General features: G+C 42.3%; 13 protein-coding genes and 5 pseudogenes. 3 read left to right on the top strand and 15 right to left on the bottom strand.

Annotation, left to right across the window (positions count from 1 at the left end):
- Positions 1-277 (top strand): annotated as a pseudogene (locus RRG12_RS39840) (hypothetical protein); the annotation flags it as partial.
- A gap of 38 nt (positions 278-315) precedes the next feature.
- Here the strand turns inward: RRG12_RS39840 and RRG12_RS39845 are convergent.
- From RRG12_RS39845 to RRG12_RS39910, 14 genes and pseudogenes are all read right to left on the bottom strand, one after another.
- On the bottom strand, positions 316-687 hold the full coding sequence (locus RRG12_RS39845) for a hypothetical protein (protein ID WP_190937689.1): 372 nt from the start codon (positions 685-687) through the stop codon (positions 316-318).
- 85 nt (positions 688-772) lie between these two features.
- Positions 773-1,051 carry a hypothetical protein gene (locus RRG12_RS39850; protein WP_190937688.1) on the bottom strand — a complete coding sequence of 93 codons (279 nt, stop codon included), beginning with the start codon at positions 1,049-1,051 and terminating at the stop codon, positions 773-775.
- Between the two features lie 277 nt (positions 1,052-1,328).
- A pseudogene (locus tag RRG12_RS39855) lies at positions 1,329-1,454 on the bottom strand (DUF1186 domain-containing protein); the annotation flags it as partial.
- A 29-nt stretch (positions 1,455-1,483) separates the two neighbouring features.
- The gene (locus tag RRG12_RS39860) at positions 1,484-2,584 is read right to left on the bottom strand and encodes an ABC transporter ATP-binding protein (protein ID WP_420763002.1); all 1,101 of its coding nucleotides are present in this window, start codon (positions 2,582-2,584) and stop codon (positions 1,484-1,486) included.
- An 8-nt stretch (positions 2,585-2,592) separates the two neighbouring features.
- Positions 2,593-3,477: a carbohydrate ABC transporter permease gene (locus RRG12_RS39865; RefSeq protein ID WP_420763003.1), complete on the bottom strand. Its 885-nt coding sequence runs from the start codon at positions 3,475-3,477 to the stop codon at positions 2,593-2,595.
- Positions 3,474-4,388: a carbohydrate ABC transporter permease gene (locus tag RRG12_RS39870; RefSeq protein WP_420763004.1), complete on the bottom strand. Its 915-nt coding sequence runs from the start codon at positions 4,386-4,388 to the stop codon at positions 3,474-3,476. The genes RRG12_RS39865 and RRG12_RS39870 overlap by 4 nt, the downstream gene beginning before the upstream one ends.
- Positions 4,389-4,447: 59 nt before the next feature.
- Positions 4,448-5,782 carry an ABC transporter substrate-binding protein gene (locus RRG12_RS39875; RefSeq protein ID WP_420763005.1) on the bottom strand — a complete coding sequence of 445 codons (1,335 nt, stop codon included), beginning with the start codon at positions 5,780-5,782 and terminating at the stop codon, positions 4,448-4,450.
- A gap of 502 nt (positions 5,783-6,284) precedes the next feature.
- Positions 6,285-7,976 carry a M3 family oligoendopeptidase gene (locus RRG12_RS39880; protein ID WP_420763006.1) on the bottom strand — a complete coding sequence of 564 codons (1,692 nt, stop codon included), beginning with the start codon at positions 7,974-7,976 and terminating at the stop codon, positions 6,285-6,287.
- A gap of 287 nt (positions 7,977-8,263) precedes the next feature.
- Positions 8,264-8,980: a hypothetical protein gene (locus RRG12_RS39885; RefSeq protein ID WP_420763007.1), complete on the bottom strand. Its 717-nt coding sequence runs from the start codon at positions 8,978-8,980 to the stop codon at positions 8,264-8,266.
- A 2-nt stretch (positions 8,981-8,982) separates the two neighbouring features.
- Positions 8,983-9,450 carry a hypothetical protein gene (locus RRG12_RS39890; protein ID WP_420763008.1) on the bottom strand — a complete coding sequence of 156 codons (468 nt, stop codon included), beginning with the start codon at positions 9,448-9,450 and terminating at the stop codon, positions 8,983-8,985.
- Positions 9,451-9,453: 3 nt separating this feature from the next.
- Positions 9,454-10,476 (bottom strand): tyrosine-type recombinase/integrase, encoded by a 1,023-nt coding sequence (locus RRG12_RS39895; RefSeq protein WP_420763009.1) that lies wholly within the window; start codon positions 10,474-10,476, stop codon positions 9,454-9,456.
- 58 nt (positions 10,477-10,534) lie between these two features.
- On the bottom strand, positions 10,535-10,870 hold the full coding sequence (locus tag RRG12_RS39900; protein ID WP_420763010.1) for a XisI protein: 336 nt from the start codon (positions 10,868-10,870) through the stop codon (positions 10,535-10,537).
- Positions 10,858-11,271: an element excision factor XisH family protein gene (locus tag RRG12_RS39905; RefSeq protein ID WP_420763011.1), complete on the bottom strand. Its 414-nt coding sequence runs from the start codon at positions 11,269-11,271 to the stop codon at positions 10,858-10,860. Before RRG12_RS39905 ends, RRG12_RS39900 begins: the two co-directional genes overlap by 13 nt.
- 532 nt (positions 11,272-11,803) lie before the next feature.
- Positions 11,804-11,998: a hypothetical protein gene (locus RRG12_RS39910; protein ID WP_420763012.1), complete on the bottom strand. Its 195-nt coding sequence runs from the start codon at positions 11,996-11,998 to the stop codon at positions 11,804-11,806.
- Between RRG12_RS39910 and RRG12_RS39915 the strand changes: the two are divergent.
- Positions 11,940-12,467, top strand: a pseudogene (locus RRG12_RS39915) (ISLre2 family transposase); the annotation flags it as partial. The gene RRG12_RS39910 and the pseudogene RRG12_RS39915 sit on opposite strands and share 59 nt — an antisense overlap.
- A gap of 553 nt (positions 12,468-13,020) precedes the next feature.
- A pseudogene (locus RRG12_RS39920) lies at positions 13,021-14,310 on the top strand (DUF2252 domain-containing protein).
- A 131-nt stretch (positions 14,311-14,441) separates the two neighbouring features.
- Here RRG12_RS39920 and RRG12_RS39925 read toward each other — a convergent pair.
- Positions 14,442-14,672, bottom strand: a pseudogene (locus tag RRG12_RS39925) (hypothetical protein); the annotation flags it as partial.

The raw sequence follows: 14,672 nt of genomic DNA on the forward strand, positions 1-14,672 counted from the left end.
TATCCCCCATCGACTCAACCAGACATGGGACGGCGACTATACCGTAAAAATCGAACACGTGAAGTTACTGGAATTGCTTGATGAAGATTGCTTTTTTATGCAGCAGCTATGTGTGAGGTTACGGCAGTTGCATCAAGTGGCGACCCGTGACGAGGCTGTGGATTGGCTGTTGCAGGGGTTGGGGAAACAAGCTAAACCTTATTTATCTTCGTTGCAGGCAAAATTGCTGGCAACTGTGGAACGGGAGTACAAAATCGAGTGGAGGCAACAGAAATGATGGTGCAGCGAGGAAACAATAATTTAATGCAACAAAGTTTACTTAACGAGTTCACTTTCAAATATTTCTCGCCACAATTCAAATTCAGGACAATTGCACCAAAGGGTAACGAACCCATCAAAAAGTTTAGTTTCTGAATTTTGAACTCCCCTTGGGAGAACTTGGATCAAGATAGGAATATCCAAATCACATTTCCAATTTTCTATTTCTTTTTGAATTTGGGCAATAGTGTCTTGATGGAATCCTCGGTCGTTGTTGGAACACTGAACAAGTAAAGATCCATTATCAGAATCTTTGACTCGTTTGATCGAGAAATTAATCTGCGTCCACATTGATTGGACTTCATTGAAAATATTAGGCAAACCATAGTGATTGCCTAATATTGCCTTTCTGCGTTTCGATTCACCCATAAGTCCCCCTCAGCAATACAAATTTTGACAAGGATGATGAAGAAGATAAGGAATCTTCTAACGATGAGTAACCCTCTGGGGGTTATTAACTACTAATACTATTGTAACGATAAATCAAGGGTTTCAAGTATTTTGCAGTTGCAAGAATTGGGGATTTTGCTTTCACCGTATCTGTCATCCTTGCAGGCGAAACTGCTAGCGGCTGTTGAGAGAGAGTAGAACCTGGTTTGTCAGCAGCAGAAGTGACGATACAGCTAGTAAACAATAGGTTAATCCAACAAATAAACAATGCAACACTGCAATAAATAACTCGTTGTAGTATGAAAGCGGTAAGCGATCGCTGAGAGTCTCTAAGAGTTGCCATACTGGAATGGCTTATCGCTTCAAGAAGAAATCTGAGTAGGGAATGTGGAGTGTCCTTTTATAGCCGCCAATATTGGACAGTTCTTTTTTTCTCCTTTCTGTTGACACTAACATTTGAGCAGGTAATGTCTATCTCCTCTTATAACTTCATTTTAGAAGCTATTTTCTATGCAGCTTCATATTAAATTGGTATAAGTTTTGGAGTCTCTTAAAATTTCAAATCTTTCTTATAGTCAAAAGCCAAATAATTGGCAATTAATCAAGCTTCTATTCAGTTTCTAGAATGTTTCTGCGTGAAAACAACCCCAACCTTTCATTTCGGAGATTACATCGTTAATGAAAGTGTAACGGTAATTATCGCGCAGTTTGTTCATAGCTACTTTTATTCCTAACCGAAAGCTATCATTTACAGGTTTATTTACGCCGTACTGTACTAGCTCCTGACATCTAACATTTGTCTTTTAACAAGAGCATGGCCAGATTGAACATCAAACCAGTGAATATCCTCAGGGGGCAATGCTAATGTAATATCCTCGCCACTCCAATTTTGGTCTGTTGGCAACAAAGCACGTACCGTAATCGCTCCGGTTTGTGAATCCTCAATCCTGACACTGACTAAATAGTGCATCCCCAAGTTTTCCACTAAAAACACTCGCCCTTGGATAGTTTGGGTATCACCTGGTTGAGCAATGCGGACATCTTCTGGACGGATTCCCAGAACAATCTGCGGTGGTACTGTTGGTATATCTGGGAGAAGCACTTGGAAGTTACCCACGATCGCATATTGTCCCTTACAAGGTAAAGTCAGCAAATTCATTTGCGGACTACCAACAAATCCAGCCACAAATAGATTAGCTGGATGGTTATAGATGCACTCAGGTGGATCAAGTTGCTGGACATAGCCATCGTTGAGCAATGCAACTTTAGTGGAGAGCGTCATCGCTTCTGTTTGGTCGTGGGTAACGTAGACAACTGGCACTTTTTGGGCTGCAAAAATTTGCTTGATATCGGCTCGGACTCGTTCCCGCAGTAGTGCATCCAGGTTACTTAAGGGTTCATCCAGCAGGTATACATCGGCATTACGCACTAAAGCACGACCAACAGCCACCCGTTGGCGTTGACCTCCAGACATTTGTCCAGGCTTACGGTTCATTAACTCTGCTAATCCTAAAACTTCTGCCACTTCTGCCACTCGCTGTTTAATGTCTGTAGGTGGTACTTTTTTCAGCTTGAGTCCAGAAGCAAGGTTTTCGTACACCGTCATGTGAGGATAGAGTGCATAGCTTTGAAATACCATTGCAATGTTGCGATCGGCTGCTCGTTTATAGGTGACATCCACCTCCCCAATCTTAATCTGACCGCGAGTCGGTTCTTCAAGACCCGCAATCATGCGTAGGACGGTAGATTTGCCACAGCCAGAAGGGCCAAGTAAAGTGAGAAACTCATGGTTATCTACAGTAAAACTAACGTCCTTGACAGGGATGACTTTAGGATTATAGGTTTTATTCAAGTTTGTGAGTTCGAGTTTAGCCATTTTGATTTCTATCCTTTTACAGCACCAGCGGTAAGACCTTGGACAATCCGGCGCTGGAAAAACAAAACTAGTAAAATCAGGGGTAATGTGCCCACAACAGTTGCAGCAGCGATCGCACCATAGGGAATTTCAAATACTGTCGCACCACCCAACTGAGCCGCAGCAACGGGAATTGTCTTCAATTCTTCACGAGTCATAAACGTGAGAGCGAAAATAAACTCGTTCCAAGCAAAAATAAAGGTGAGGATTCCAGTAGTCACTAAGGCCGGAAGGGTCATGGGCAGCACGATTTGCCATAGTAGTTGAAAGGTGTTGTAGCCATCGACCCTAGCAGAATCTTCCAAATCTTTTGGTAATTGTTGAAAAAAGCTTCTCAGCACCAAAATTGTTAGCGGCAAATTGATGGCAGTATAAGGTATAATTAGCGCCAGATAATTGTTGCCGAGTTTAAGCGCTTGGATAATTTCTAACAGTCCTAAAAACAAGAGAATTCCAGGAAATAAGGTAACAATTAGAACGCAGGCGAGGATAACTCTTTCACCCCAAGGGCGTAACCGTGCGAGGGCATAAGCCGCAGGTGCGCCGATCGATAAAGATACAGCTGTAGAAGTAATCGATACAAAGGCACTGTTGAAGATGTAGCGCCAAAATGGGCGACGAGTAAATAACTCAATGTAGTGATTGAAAGTGAATCGTGTAGGGAAATAGACAGTAGGAACGGCAGCAATATCCTCATTCACTTTAAACGAGGTCAGCAATTGCCATAAGGCTGGCGCTAGGCTAAATAGCACTATTAATACAACTATGATGGGCAGCAAGATTTTTTTAAAAGAAAACTTGGTTTCTCCTTTTCGTTTTGGAGTCGCTGGAACTGCTTGTGGAGTTACACTCATGGGTTAAATGGCTCCTGATGTTTTGGCACGGTATTTAGCAAGAAACTAGCGATCGCCACAGCCACAATCAATATTAAAAATGTCACCACTACCAGGGCTGCTCCATAACCAAAATCCAAGTAGCGCATCACCGTAGAATAAATATACAATGACACCACTTCCGTAGCGCCACCAGGGCCACCCCCAGTCATCACAGCAATCAAGTCGAAAATCCCGAAAGCTTGAGCAAACCGAAATAGCACTGCAATTAAGATTTGTGGCAGCAGCAGTGGCAGGGTAATATTGCGGAAGCTTTGCCAAGCAGTTGCCCCATCGACTGAGTAAGCCTCATAGAGGTCTTGTGATATCGACTGCAACCCAGCTAGCAACAGGATGCTGATAAACGGCGTAGTTTTCCAAACATCTGCAAAAACCACTGCGATTATCGCCAGCGTTGGATCTCCTAACCAGTTAATCCCAGTCTCAATCAGCCCCAATCGCCGCAGAATATCGTTCACAACCCCAAACTGATCGTTAAAAATCCAAGCCCACGCCAGACCAATCAGAGAAGTAGGCAAAGCCCAAGGGATAATGGCGATTGTACGCACTATGCCCCGCCCAAAAAAGGCTTGGTTGAGAACTAGCGCAACTCCCAGTCCTAGCAATAGTTCTGAGATTACTGATGCTGTTGTAAACACCGTTGTCGCCCACAAACTCTGCCAGAAACGACCATCCCCCGCCATCCGCACATAATTTTCCAAACCAGAGAATACAGGTTGTAACTCTGTTCCCAGATTTCTCGTAAATACGCTTAACCAAAATGCTCGTAAAATCGGGTAGGCAAATACAAACAACAACAGCAGCAATGCTGGTGTTAGTAAAATCCATGCTGTCTGTTGTTCTCGACTTCTAAGTGTATGTAAATTTGTCATTTTTTATAAGGCATTGGGCATTGGCAAAGAGGAGGCAGAAAGCACAAGTTGTTTAATTTTTAATTTTTAATTTTTAATTGTTCTCCCCCTGCTCCCAGCAGTCGGCGTGTTTCCGCAGCAGCAGCTTGCATTGCTCGTTCAGAATTCATCCGACCGGATAGCGCGGCGCTGAGATAACGCTGTAAAATATCTGATGTCTGAGCATATTGGGCGATCGGCGGACGTAAAACTGCATTGTCCACGACCTCCAATAACTGCGGATAGTGGGGGTATTTAGCAACAATCTCTGGATCTGTAAACAAATCCCGGCGACTTGGCACATAGCCTGCTGTCAAAATAAATCGGCGCTGTGCTTTTCGACTGGTAAAATACTGAATTGCTTTCCAAGCTTCTTCAGGATGTTGAGAAGATTTAGCAATCCCTAAACCCCAGCCCCCTAAACAAGCTGCTCCCGTCTTACCAGGAGCGTGAACCATTGGTTTAATCGCTATTTTGCCCTGGATTGGCGAATTTTCTGCCTGGGCTAAAGGCCACGCATAAGGCCAACTGCGTAAAAATGCTACTTGACCACTTTGAAACAAGCGCCGGGTGTCTTCTTCTTGGTAAGTCGTGACTCCAGGAGGAGAAACGCCAACTCTTACGGTACTACGCAGAAACTCAATGGCTCGTAATGTTTCTGGTCGATCTAACCCAACTTCGAGAGTGTCGGGATTAACCCAGAAGCCACCAAAGCCATCAAGAACTTCTGCAAACATCGCCACAAGCCCTTCATATTGACGACCCTGCCAAACATAGCCCCAATTCACCTGCTTTTTCTTTTGCAAGACTTGGGAAATTCGGATCAAATCATCAAAGGTTTCTGGCGGTTTCAATCCTGCTTGTTTGATTAAATCTTCTCGGTAGTAGAGCATTCCCACGTCGGAACGCACTGGAATGCGGTACAGCTTATCTTGGTAACGTCCCCCTTCTACATCTTGGGATGAAAATGCTCCTAAGTCCTCTTTAGAAATGCGATCGCCTAAAGGTAGCAACCATCCAGCAGCAGCAAACTTGGATGTCCAGATCACATCCATATTAATTAGGTCGTAAGGGGATTCACCCAAGATAAAAGATGAGGTATATAGGTCTTCGAGCAAATTTGTGGCATTCGGCCCTTCAACCAGGTTAATGCGAATACCTGGGTTCTCAGCCTCGAAGTCTCTAATTAAACCCTGCCTCCAAGGTTCGGCATCAGGGGCAGTCATTAACAGATTCAGGGTAACTGGTTGCTGCGAGAGTGCTACCCAACTGAACAATATAATGCTCAACAGAGTTGCCAGGAAAACCCCTATATGGAAATAACTTTGTTTTTGGATGAATTTTTGTAACTTGTTTATAGGCTTTCGGTACAACATTATTCATGTAGCGATCGCTAGTGGTAATTATTAGGAAATAAAAACATAAAAATCTCAAAAATCCCGCTTTATATTATTTTTTATCAAAATGCTTGAGTAATGAACAAGCAAGTCAATAAACTTAACATCGACCTGGCTTCAAATAAATAAGTGTAAATTTTTGCTAGTAAACCCTAAATGTACAGTAATGTTTGGGGTCAAAATTGCCTAAAGTCTGGGGTAGAAAATTTTAATATATTAAGTCTGATCTTTCTCATTTGGCACTTTGAATATATTTTGCTGCTGATTGGGTAAGAATAAAGCAACGTGTTGTTAGCTCAAACTTATTTGCAGTCTTTGTTTGGGTTTTCCTGCTGCCATCAGCTTTTGGATCTTCAAAGAAGTTACTTTTGCCATAAATCACCCCCAATATTTAACAGTAATTATGGCAGCTAGACTATTATTAAATGCAGTTGCTAATTACATACTAATGTTCAGTGAATTTAGCATCTACGCCTTCTCATCAGCCAGTATTCAAACTCTGACGCACTTTATCAACAACCTGAGTAAGCGCACCAGCTTCAAAGGGAGAAATGAGATTTGCCGAGCGCACTAATTCTCGAAAGGATGCAGAACCACCGCGATCGCATAATGCAATATACTCTGCCAACGCTTGCGAATAATTTTCTTCTGCTTTGACCCAAAACTGCAAGGCGCAACACCCCGCTAAGGTGTAATCAATATAATAAAAGGGCGAACAGTAAATGTGTTGTTTTTCTTGCCAGAGTCCGCCTTTGTTGAGGTAGTTTAAATCTCCATATTTACGCCAAGGCAGATAACGAGCTTCCATTTGTTGCCACATTTGATGTCGTTCTTGCGGGGTTGCCTCTGGGTTCGCATATACCAAATGCTGAAAATGATCCACTGCCACACCATAAGGCTGAAATAGAATCGACCAGGCTAGATGCTGCCTCCGAAATCGATCGGCTTGATCTCCGAAAAACTTTTCCATCTGCGAATAGGTGAGAAACTCTAAGCTCATGGAGTGAATTTCACACGATTCTAGGGTAGGCCACAGGTAATCAAAAACTGGCAAATGGCGACTTCGCCACATTTGGAAGGCATGACCGATTTCGTGAACAAACACCTGCACATCGTTTTTTGTGCCATTGAAATTTGCGAACACGTATGGAACATCATAGGTTGGGAAGCTTGTGCAAAATCCGCCTCCTGCTTTTCCGGGACGGTTTTGCAAATCTAGTAAATGCTGCCCAACCATCATCTGAAAAAAGCTAGCCAGCGATGGATTCAAGACATCAAACATTTCTTGTGCCCGTTCCAGCATCCAGTCATGATTGCCAATGGGAGCCGGACTACCTTCTGCATCAAAGACGGACTCATCCCAGAAATATAGGGTGTCTAGATTGAGCCGTTTTGCCTGTTGCCCAATTAGCTCCATCGCTAGGGGAACGACCTCTTGAACTACTTGATCTCGATAGCGTTCAACATCGGTTTGATTGTAATCCACCCGTCGCATTCGGCGATATCCTAGCGCAATGTAGTTTTCATCGCCCAATTTTTTTGCCATGCGATCGCGCAGTTTCACCAATCGATCAAACAATTGATCGAAGTGGTCTTGATTCTGCTCAAAAAACTGCCAGCGACACTGTTCTGCCTGCTGGCGAATGTCTCGCTCTTTACTTTGCAGATATGGTTGCAAACCTGATAAATTTAATTGCTCACCCCCGAACTCTAGCTTTGCCGAGGCGATCAGTTTGGTGTACTCATTGATGAGTTTGGATTCTTCAACTAAATCTGCTGCGATCGCTTCTTCAAAAGTTGTGATATCTGCTTCCCACAGCAAAAAGGCTTGCCGTCCCAAGCTTTGTTCTAACTCGACGCGATTGGGGCTATGAATCAGCTGCCGTTTGAAGTCTACTTCAAAGGCAGTCAGAGATGGTGAAAGTTCGCTGCAATAGTCCAAGGCGATTTTGTATTCTGGATTTTGCGTGTCTTGGTGAAAGTGGAGTTGCGTGAGTTCCTTCCATGTACTGAGTCTGCATCGTAAGGCATCCCACTCTTGAAAGGCAGCCTTTCGTTGCTGTGAGGTTTGAGCCTGGTTAAACTGTGCCTGGATAGCTTGGTATTCGGCAGTTACGCCCAAGAGCGTCGGAGTTTCTGCTGTGATCTCGGCAAAATCTACTGGAGCTTGCATCAATCTTTCCTTTCCCTCATGAAAAAGTTTTTATTTAGGGAAATCGGCAACTTTCGTTTTTCCCTAAAATTCTAAGTTTACCAATCCTATTAGGGACTTGCACAAAATAAATTATCCCAAATTATTTATAGATTTGTAGGGGCGTAAGGCCTTGCGACCCTACGACGGGATATTTTTTTAACTGGAAGTCCCTTATTATTAAATTTTAATAGTCTCGAAGATACTGCACATCTTTCATCTTTCAAAGTTCTATTTAATTGTGTTGATTTCTAGCCAGTTGTAGAGCCTTAACTGAACTCAGTTGAATGCTGTACAATGCCATTGAAGATGGCCGAAGTTAGAGAGCTTTTCACCCAGACATTTTGATTGTGATAAAAATCACCACGCTGTTCTAATGTAAACCCACCCAGCAATAATCCCAACCACACCTCCACCATCGGCATTTGCAACACACGTTGCAGTTTAACTAAAGAAATCTCATCTTTGACATTTATCAGGTAGTTAGCGATCGCACTCTGCCATTTTTGGACATCTTCATCTGATGCCAAATTGCGAACATCTTCTAAAGTTGTTACCTCATCGAGCATTGCCAAAACATTCGCTTTTTCAACAGGTGCTACTACAGAATCGCCCTCCTGGTTAGGATATGAAAATTGGTGTGGGCCATGTGGTCTAAAGGTTTGTGGTGTTTGCGGTTCAATTAAATCATCTAAATCTAGGTGCATTGTTGTCCGCACTAGACCAGCAAAGAGATCGGTGCTAACAACAGGCCCCAAAAGACTATTGCGATCACGGGTATCTTGCAACAGCACTTCGGCACGATACTTGAGAATATCCGCAATTTGATTGAAAGCAAGTGCTGCGGTTAATAACTGTGTCTCCAAAGGTAAATTCTCTAGCTCGGCATCCAAACAATCCCACATAGCATCAAGGGAAGAAGTTGGTGGAGATTCTGACAACTCATCTAATACATCCCAAATTGTTAATTGACGATATGTGGTCATCTCTAAGATTGTGGATGCAAGGGGCAAGGGCGCACTGGGCAGTAGCTTGAGGTAATCTCAAACATATCCTTATATTGATATAGTGAAACACTGTATTGAGATGCAAAAGCCTGCAACACCTGATCTGTATAGGCGCGGATCTTGCCAGCCGTTAATCCAAAGCAGTGAATTGGTTCTAAGCGGCAGATTGGCTGTTGTCCCAGCCAGAGTTCTGCGCCCAAGGCGTGCAATGGTTTATCCCCAGGTTCTTTATATAGATACAACACAGCAAAATATGTTGCTGGTGGTTCGACTGCGATTGCATCAATTTCTGCTGAATTATGAAAGGAGCGGTGGCGGTAAAATGAACGGCGATTGTGGCAGACTTTGGGATTCCAACATCCATCCCCTGCTGTTCCATGTAAAACTTTGGCTTGGGTTGTTGGTAATTTGGAACATAGCTGACACTTGGGGTCTAACGGTTTCGGCATACCTTACTCCGCTTCTTCACCGATTGCACGATAGTAAGCAGCGATCGCTGCTTCTTGCTCGCTGCGAAGCGTATAGCGCCGAAACGCTTTCTCGCTTTGATGTCCTGTTAGTTTTCGTGCATGGCTGGGGTCAACTCCCAATAGCAATAAGTCAGTGGCATAGGTGTGGCGAAAGGAGTGAGGATGTAAATCCTCAATGTGAGCTATTTCACCAATTTTTTCTACAGCGAAGTAAATCCCGTGATAACTCAAGCGTTCACCTTTGTATGAAGCATGGTGTGAAATCATCAGTGGGGAGTCGCTGGTCAACACCTCTCCTTGCTGTTGGCGCAATTGCAAATACTCTGCTAAAACTTCCCGGCTCTCTTTTCGCAGTGGAACTAAGCGTGGTTCATTGGTTTTGGTGTCTGGTAAAAACAGCAGCTTGCCATCAAATGAGCCAACATTTAGTTGCACAACTTCCCCAGCCCGGAGTCCATGACTGAGAATGTGAACGAGTGCTGTATCCCGTTGCTTTGTTTCTCCCAATAATTCTAATGCTGACCACACCCGCTCCATTTCTTCAGGGGTTAAACTCTGGGCTGGTGGCAACGGCACTTTTTCCAGTTTTATCCCCAGTGTAGGATTAGTAGCAATAATTTCAGGATACGTGTAACACATCCATTTGAAAAAGCTTTTGAGTGCCGCAATTCCCGCATTGATGCTGCTTTTTGAAAGCGGTTTACCTGCATCAGTCCGTATTTCATCACGGAGATATTCTTTATATAGCGCAAGGTGACGTGGACGCAGTTCATGATAATGTAGCTCACTCCAAGCCAAAAATCGTTTGAGTTCGCGCTCATAAAGCTTGCGGCTATTGAGTGCAAGGTTGTTGCTGCGTAAAAACTCTAGCACCTTTACCCATCGGATATCGGTTGGTGGAGTTGTTTTTGTGAGTCTTTTACTACTTCCTGTCTCTCTAGTGAGTGCGGCATCCTCAATCGAAATTAATTTAATAGGTGGTAAAAAATCTGCACTGTAATTCATTCTAAATCAGATAATTTTTATTATTAAAAAAAATATTTGCATGAGATTATTTTCGCTTTTACTCCACAGCAAATCCTGACAGTTGACGCATTTTAGGAGTATGAAAACCGATGACAATATCTTGTTTATCTATACCCATTTCTATTAATTCTAAAGCAATATCCGCTTCCGTTGTATTTTGTTGAATCCAAATTTTATTATTCTTGATATCTAAGTGCATTATTGGCCCGTAAATCCGATGCTGATTATTCCATCCAACGCTAATAATTTGATAATGGTCATGTTCTTCATCAAAAATTTGTTCTACTTCTACATCTCCGTAACTAGGCTTGTACTGGAGATGTTTAGTTAAGAGTTGCCTAACTTTTGTCCGATATTCATTTAATTTGTCCATTGTTCTATTGCCTCCGTTTCCACATTGTAAATAATTAACTTCAATTTATTTTCATTGACTACAGTTTGGATAAAAGACAAGTTAAAGAAGTCGTTATAAGTTACCAATGGTACAGCTAAATATAAGTTTCTATTTGGCTCTTCAACACGCAACGCTGTTCGATAATTAATAAATTGTCCTAGTGCCATGTGAAATTCAGAAATTTTTGAGGCACTCACAAAATTTTTGATTTCAACTGCTATTTTTTCTCCTGCTTTTTCGGCAGCTAGAAGTCGCTCTGCACCTAAATCAATTTGAACATCAACCCCGCCACACCTAATATTGAGCGGATCATCTGTAATTACCCAACCGTCTTTTTCTAATGCAGACCTCACTATATTGTGGAATAAATCACGAGCCATAGTTTTACACCAAAGCCACACTAACCTTAATACTGCTGTCACTGTAAGCATAAAGTGAGCAACTTGCTCATCTTATGCTACTGGCAATTCGCCAGTAAAACATTTAAACATAGATTTCAACTTGGTACTGACTATCGACTCCAGCACATAAATCTTTTAAATCTAGACCTTGCTCACATTATGCTTTAGATTACGTTGTAGTACAAGGCTACAACACAAAATAACATACCCTTATCTTTTATCCGCCAAAAACTACGATTAATACCACTTCCCCCCAGACACAACACTTTCACCAATATGCGATCGCTGACTGAGCATATTGGCAACGAGAATAGAAACTATTGCGCTGCCGATGAATTTTGGTTATCCCTGGTATCGCTTATAATGCGTAAGTCAAGCAATATACAGGTTTGAAGTGCTAACTTTCAGTTATAGTTAGCCGTAACTTATTATAGGCACAATGCAACTATAACTTTGACTTGGTGCAAAGATAGTTTACAAAAGTTGCTCAGGCGGTTGCCTTAGTTCCGGGTTAATTCGAGAAGCTATCCACGCGCAGATCCCGCCAGACATCAGAAACCTGCCAGCCGGAATTGCCCACCGATTGTACTGGAGGATTGTCAAGGAATGGAACATAGTCACGAACTCTAGGCTCTGAAATCGCTACTGTGTCATCCGGCTTAACCCCATTAGTATGGTCAACAGTTGCCCAATACGGCGCAATCACTAGCTCATTTGAAGCCGCCTGTACAACTTTGACGGGTTGGGGAATTAACCTTAGTTTAAAACGAATTGAACGTAAAACACATATAAATTTGGTCAAATTGGTATCAACTTACATCAATCTAAAATCTTAAATCGCCAATTAGGGAATTTAGCTGAAGGTAATATTCTTAAAGGACAAAGATTTGTCATCGCCTTCTTATGGTGGTCGGAGTAGAATCCGAATTAATAAAAAGGGGAGAAAAAGTTCCAAAACCAAGCGACACGGGTTTATCGGCAAATGGGTTGAGCCAAAGTTATTTACAATTTATGTTGTTGATGAGCAAGGTAAAAAAATAAATAGTTCTGAAATTCCTATTACGAATGATGGCACTTATGAAGAATATAAAGCGCTTTTGGAGATTTTAGAAGCGTATTTAGTTGACTTGGGAATTAGTCAAGCAAAACAAGTCTTATTAATCGGGGATGGAGCTTTTTGAGATATCTCATCAAGATGAATTCTCGTGGCTATCAGCATGTTATTAGTAAATAAAGTTACTTCTTACTTAGATTCAATTTTTGCGATCGCTTGTTTTTTACCGGATCTGACAAAACCGCATTGCTCCCGTAGGGTTTTTGGCACCAAATAATTATGTTTCTTCAAAAAGTGGATACCCCCCAAATATCTAAGTAATCGGGGTGTTTGAAAGCAGATAAAGTACCCTATTATTAGGACTTTAACCATTAAATTATATCAAGCTTTTCAGTAGTGTAGCCGTAGCGCTAAATGGGTAGGGCGATGCCTACGGCGGGCTTCGCCTACGCTCTATTTTCCTCTCTACGAGACGCGCTCTGCGCGTTCGCTTGATTGGGGGCAGCGTAAAATTCTTGACAGCAATCTTTTTACTAGCTATGAATAGTTGTTACATTGTGCTTTAAATCACTTTATAAGTTATGACTCAAGGTGGTAAAAGAATTGTTGTTGGATGGTTGTGTCTACACAAGAGTCCAGCAAGAGTTAATTTCTTTACCATCTAAGAGACTTTCATGCTCAAAAACATATCTGCAATCGCGGCCATACTCATTTTAACTTTGGGGTTTGCATCTACATCTGTTGCTGCAACTCCCCGTTCAACTTGGGTGGAAAATGAAATTTACCAATACAACCATCCCTTTGCTTCTCAATTACCGCAAGAACTGGCAACGAAGATGCAAAAGATGACAGCTAGCCCCTTCGCCTTTTATCGAGGAACGGCTCACATCTTCTACCGCGATATGCAGACATTACCGGGTTCAGGATTTGTCAATTCCTCTACTGATGCCATTTGGTTAGAAGGAGATATGCATCTGCAAAATCTTGGGGGAATGAGGGATAGCAACGATAATAACGTCTTTGACACCACTGACTTTGATGAAGGTTATCTTGGCCCCTACATTTGGGATTTGCGACGTATGGCAGTCTCGATTCTCCTAGCAGCCAAAGAGAACGGCCTAAGCTCTAGTGATGCTCAAGATATTGTCCGAAATTTCCTGGATGCTTACCTCAACAAGATGAGCGACTTTAAGGGGACTAACGAAGAGCTTTCATACCGTTTGTCACAGAGCAATACCAACGGTGTGGTCAAGGATTTAATTCAACAGGCAGCAGCCAAGAGCCGCTCTAGTTTGCTAAATAAGTACACGCTGCTAAATAGTAGTAGCAATCGAGTTTTTCAGACAACCTCTGAACTCCAGCCTGTATCCAGCAGTACCTACTCAGATATTACTGGGGCGATGAGCAGCTACATTACTTCAGTTCCTAGCAGTAAGCGTTACAGCAATAGTTACTACACCCTAAAAGATATTCGTCTCAAATTAGGTTCCGGTACTGGTAGTCTTGGTAAGTATCGGTATTACTTGCTGATTGAGGGCCCAACTTCAGCAACCGATGATGACCGGATTTTGGAGATGAAGCAGGAAGCTTCTAGCGCCGTAGCGATCGCAGTTCCAGGTTGACTACCAAGTTCAGTCTATGGAAATCATCAAGGAGCGAGAGTAACAATCGCCACCAAAGCGATGCTCTCTAATACTGATCCCTTGGTTGGCTACACTACGGTCAGTGTTATCCCCTTTATGCTCCATGAAAAATCCCCTTACCAGGTGGACTTTGACTATACCTTACTAACCACTAAATCAAAATTCATGGATGCGATGGGATATGCAGGTAAGGTCGTTGCTAAAAACCATGCTATCTCCGATCAAGATTACGATGCTAGCATTGTTTCAGAAAGCGTTGACAAGCAAGTGACTGATATCACCAGCGGTAACAAGGCTGTATTCAAAGATGAGATTCAGTAAATCGCAAAGTTTTTTCCAAGAGAGCGATCGCCAATATTTTGTAACTTGAGATACATTTTCTGCGAAACTATCTTAACCCGTAGGCTGGGATAAATTACTTTTACTTATAGTTAAGCAACTTTTAACGATTGCTAACCCGATGGAATATAAATACCTTTAACACTTCCATATTTGCGCTCAACAACTTGACGTAGAAAAGCTAACATTTGTTTAAGACAGAAAAGGTTACGATAAATTAATCGCCTACCCTTTCGTTTTCGACTAATCTTAAACCAAAGAAGATAAACCCAAATATTGACTAACACAACAGAAATACCAAAAAACAAATAATAACAAGACGAGAACATACAAAAAACGTAAAT

The sequence above is a fragment of the Nostoc sp. CALU 546 genome, from assembly GCF_048836525.1.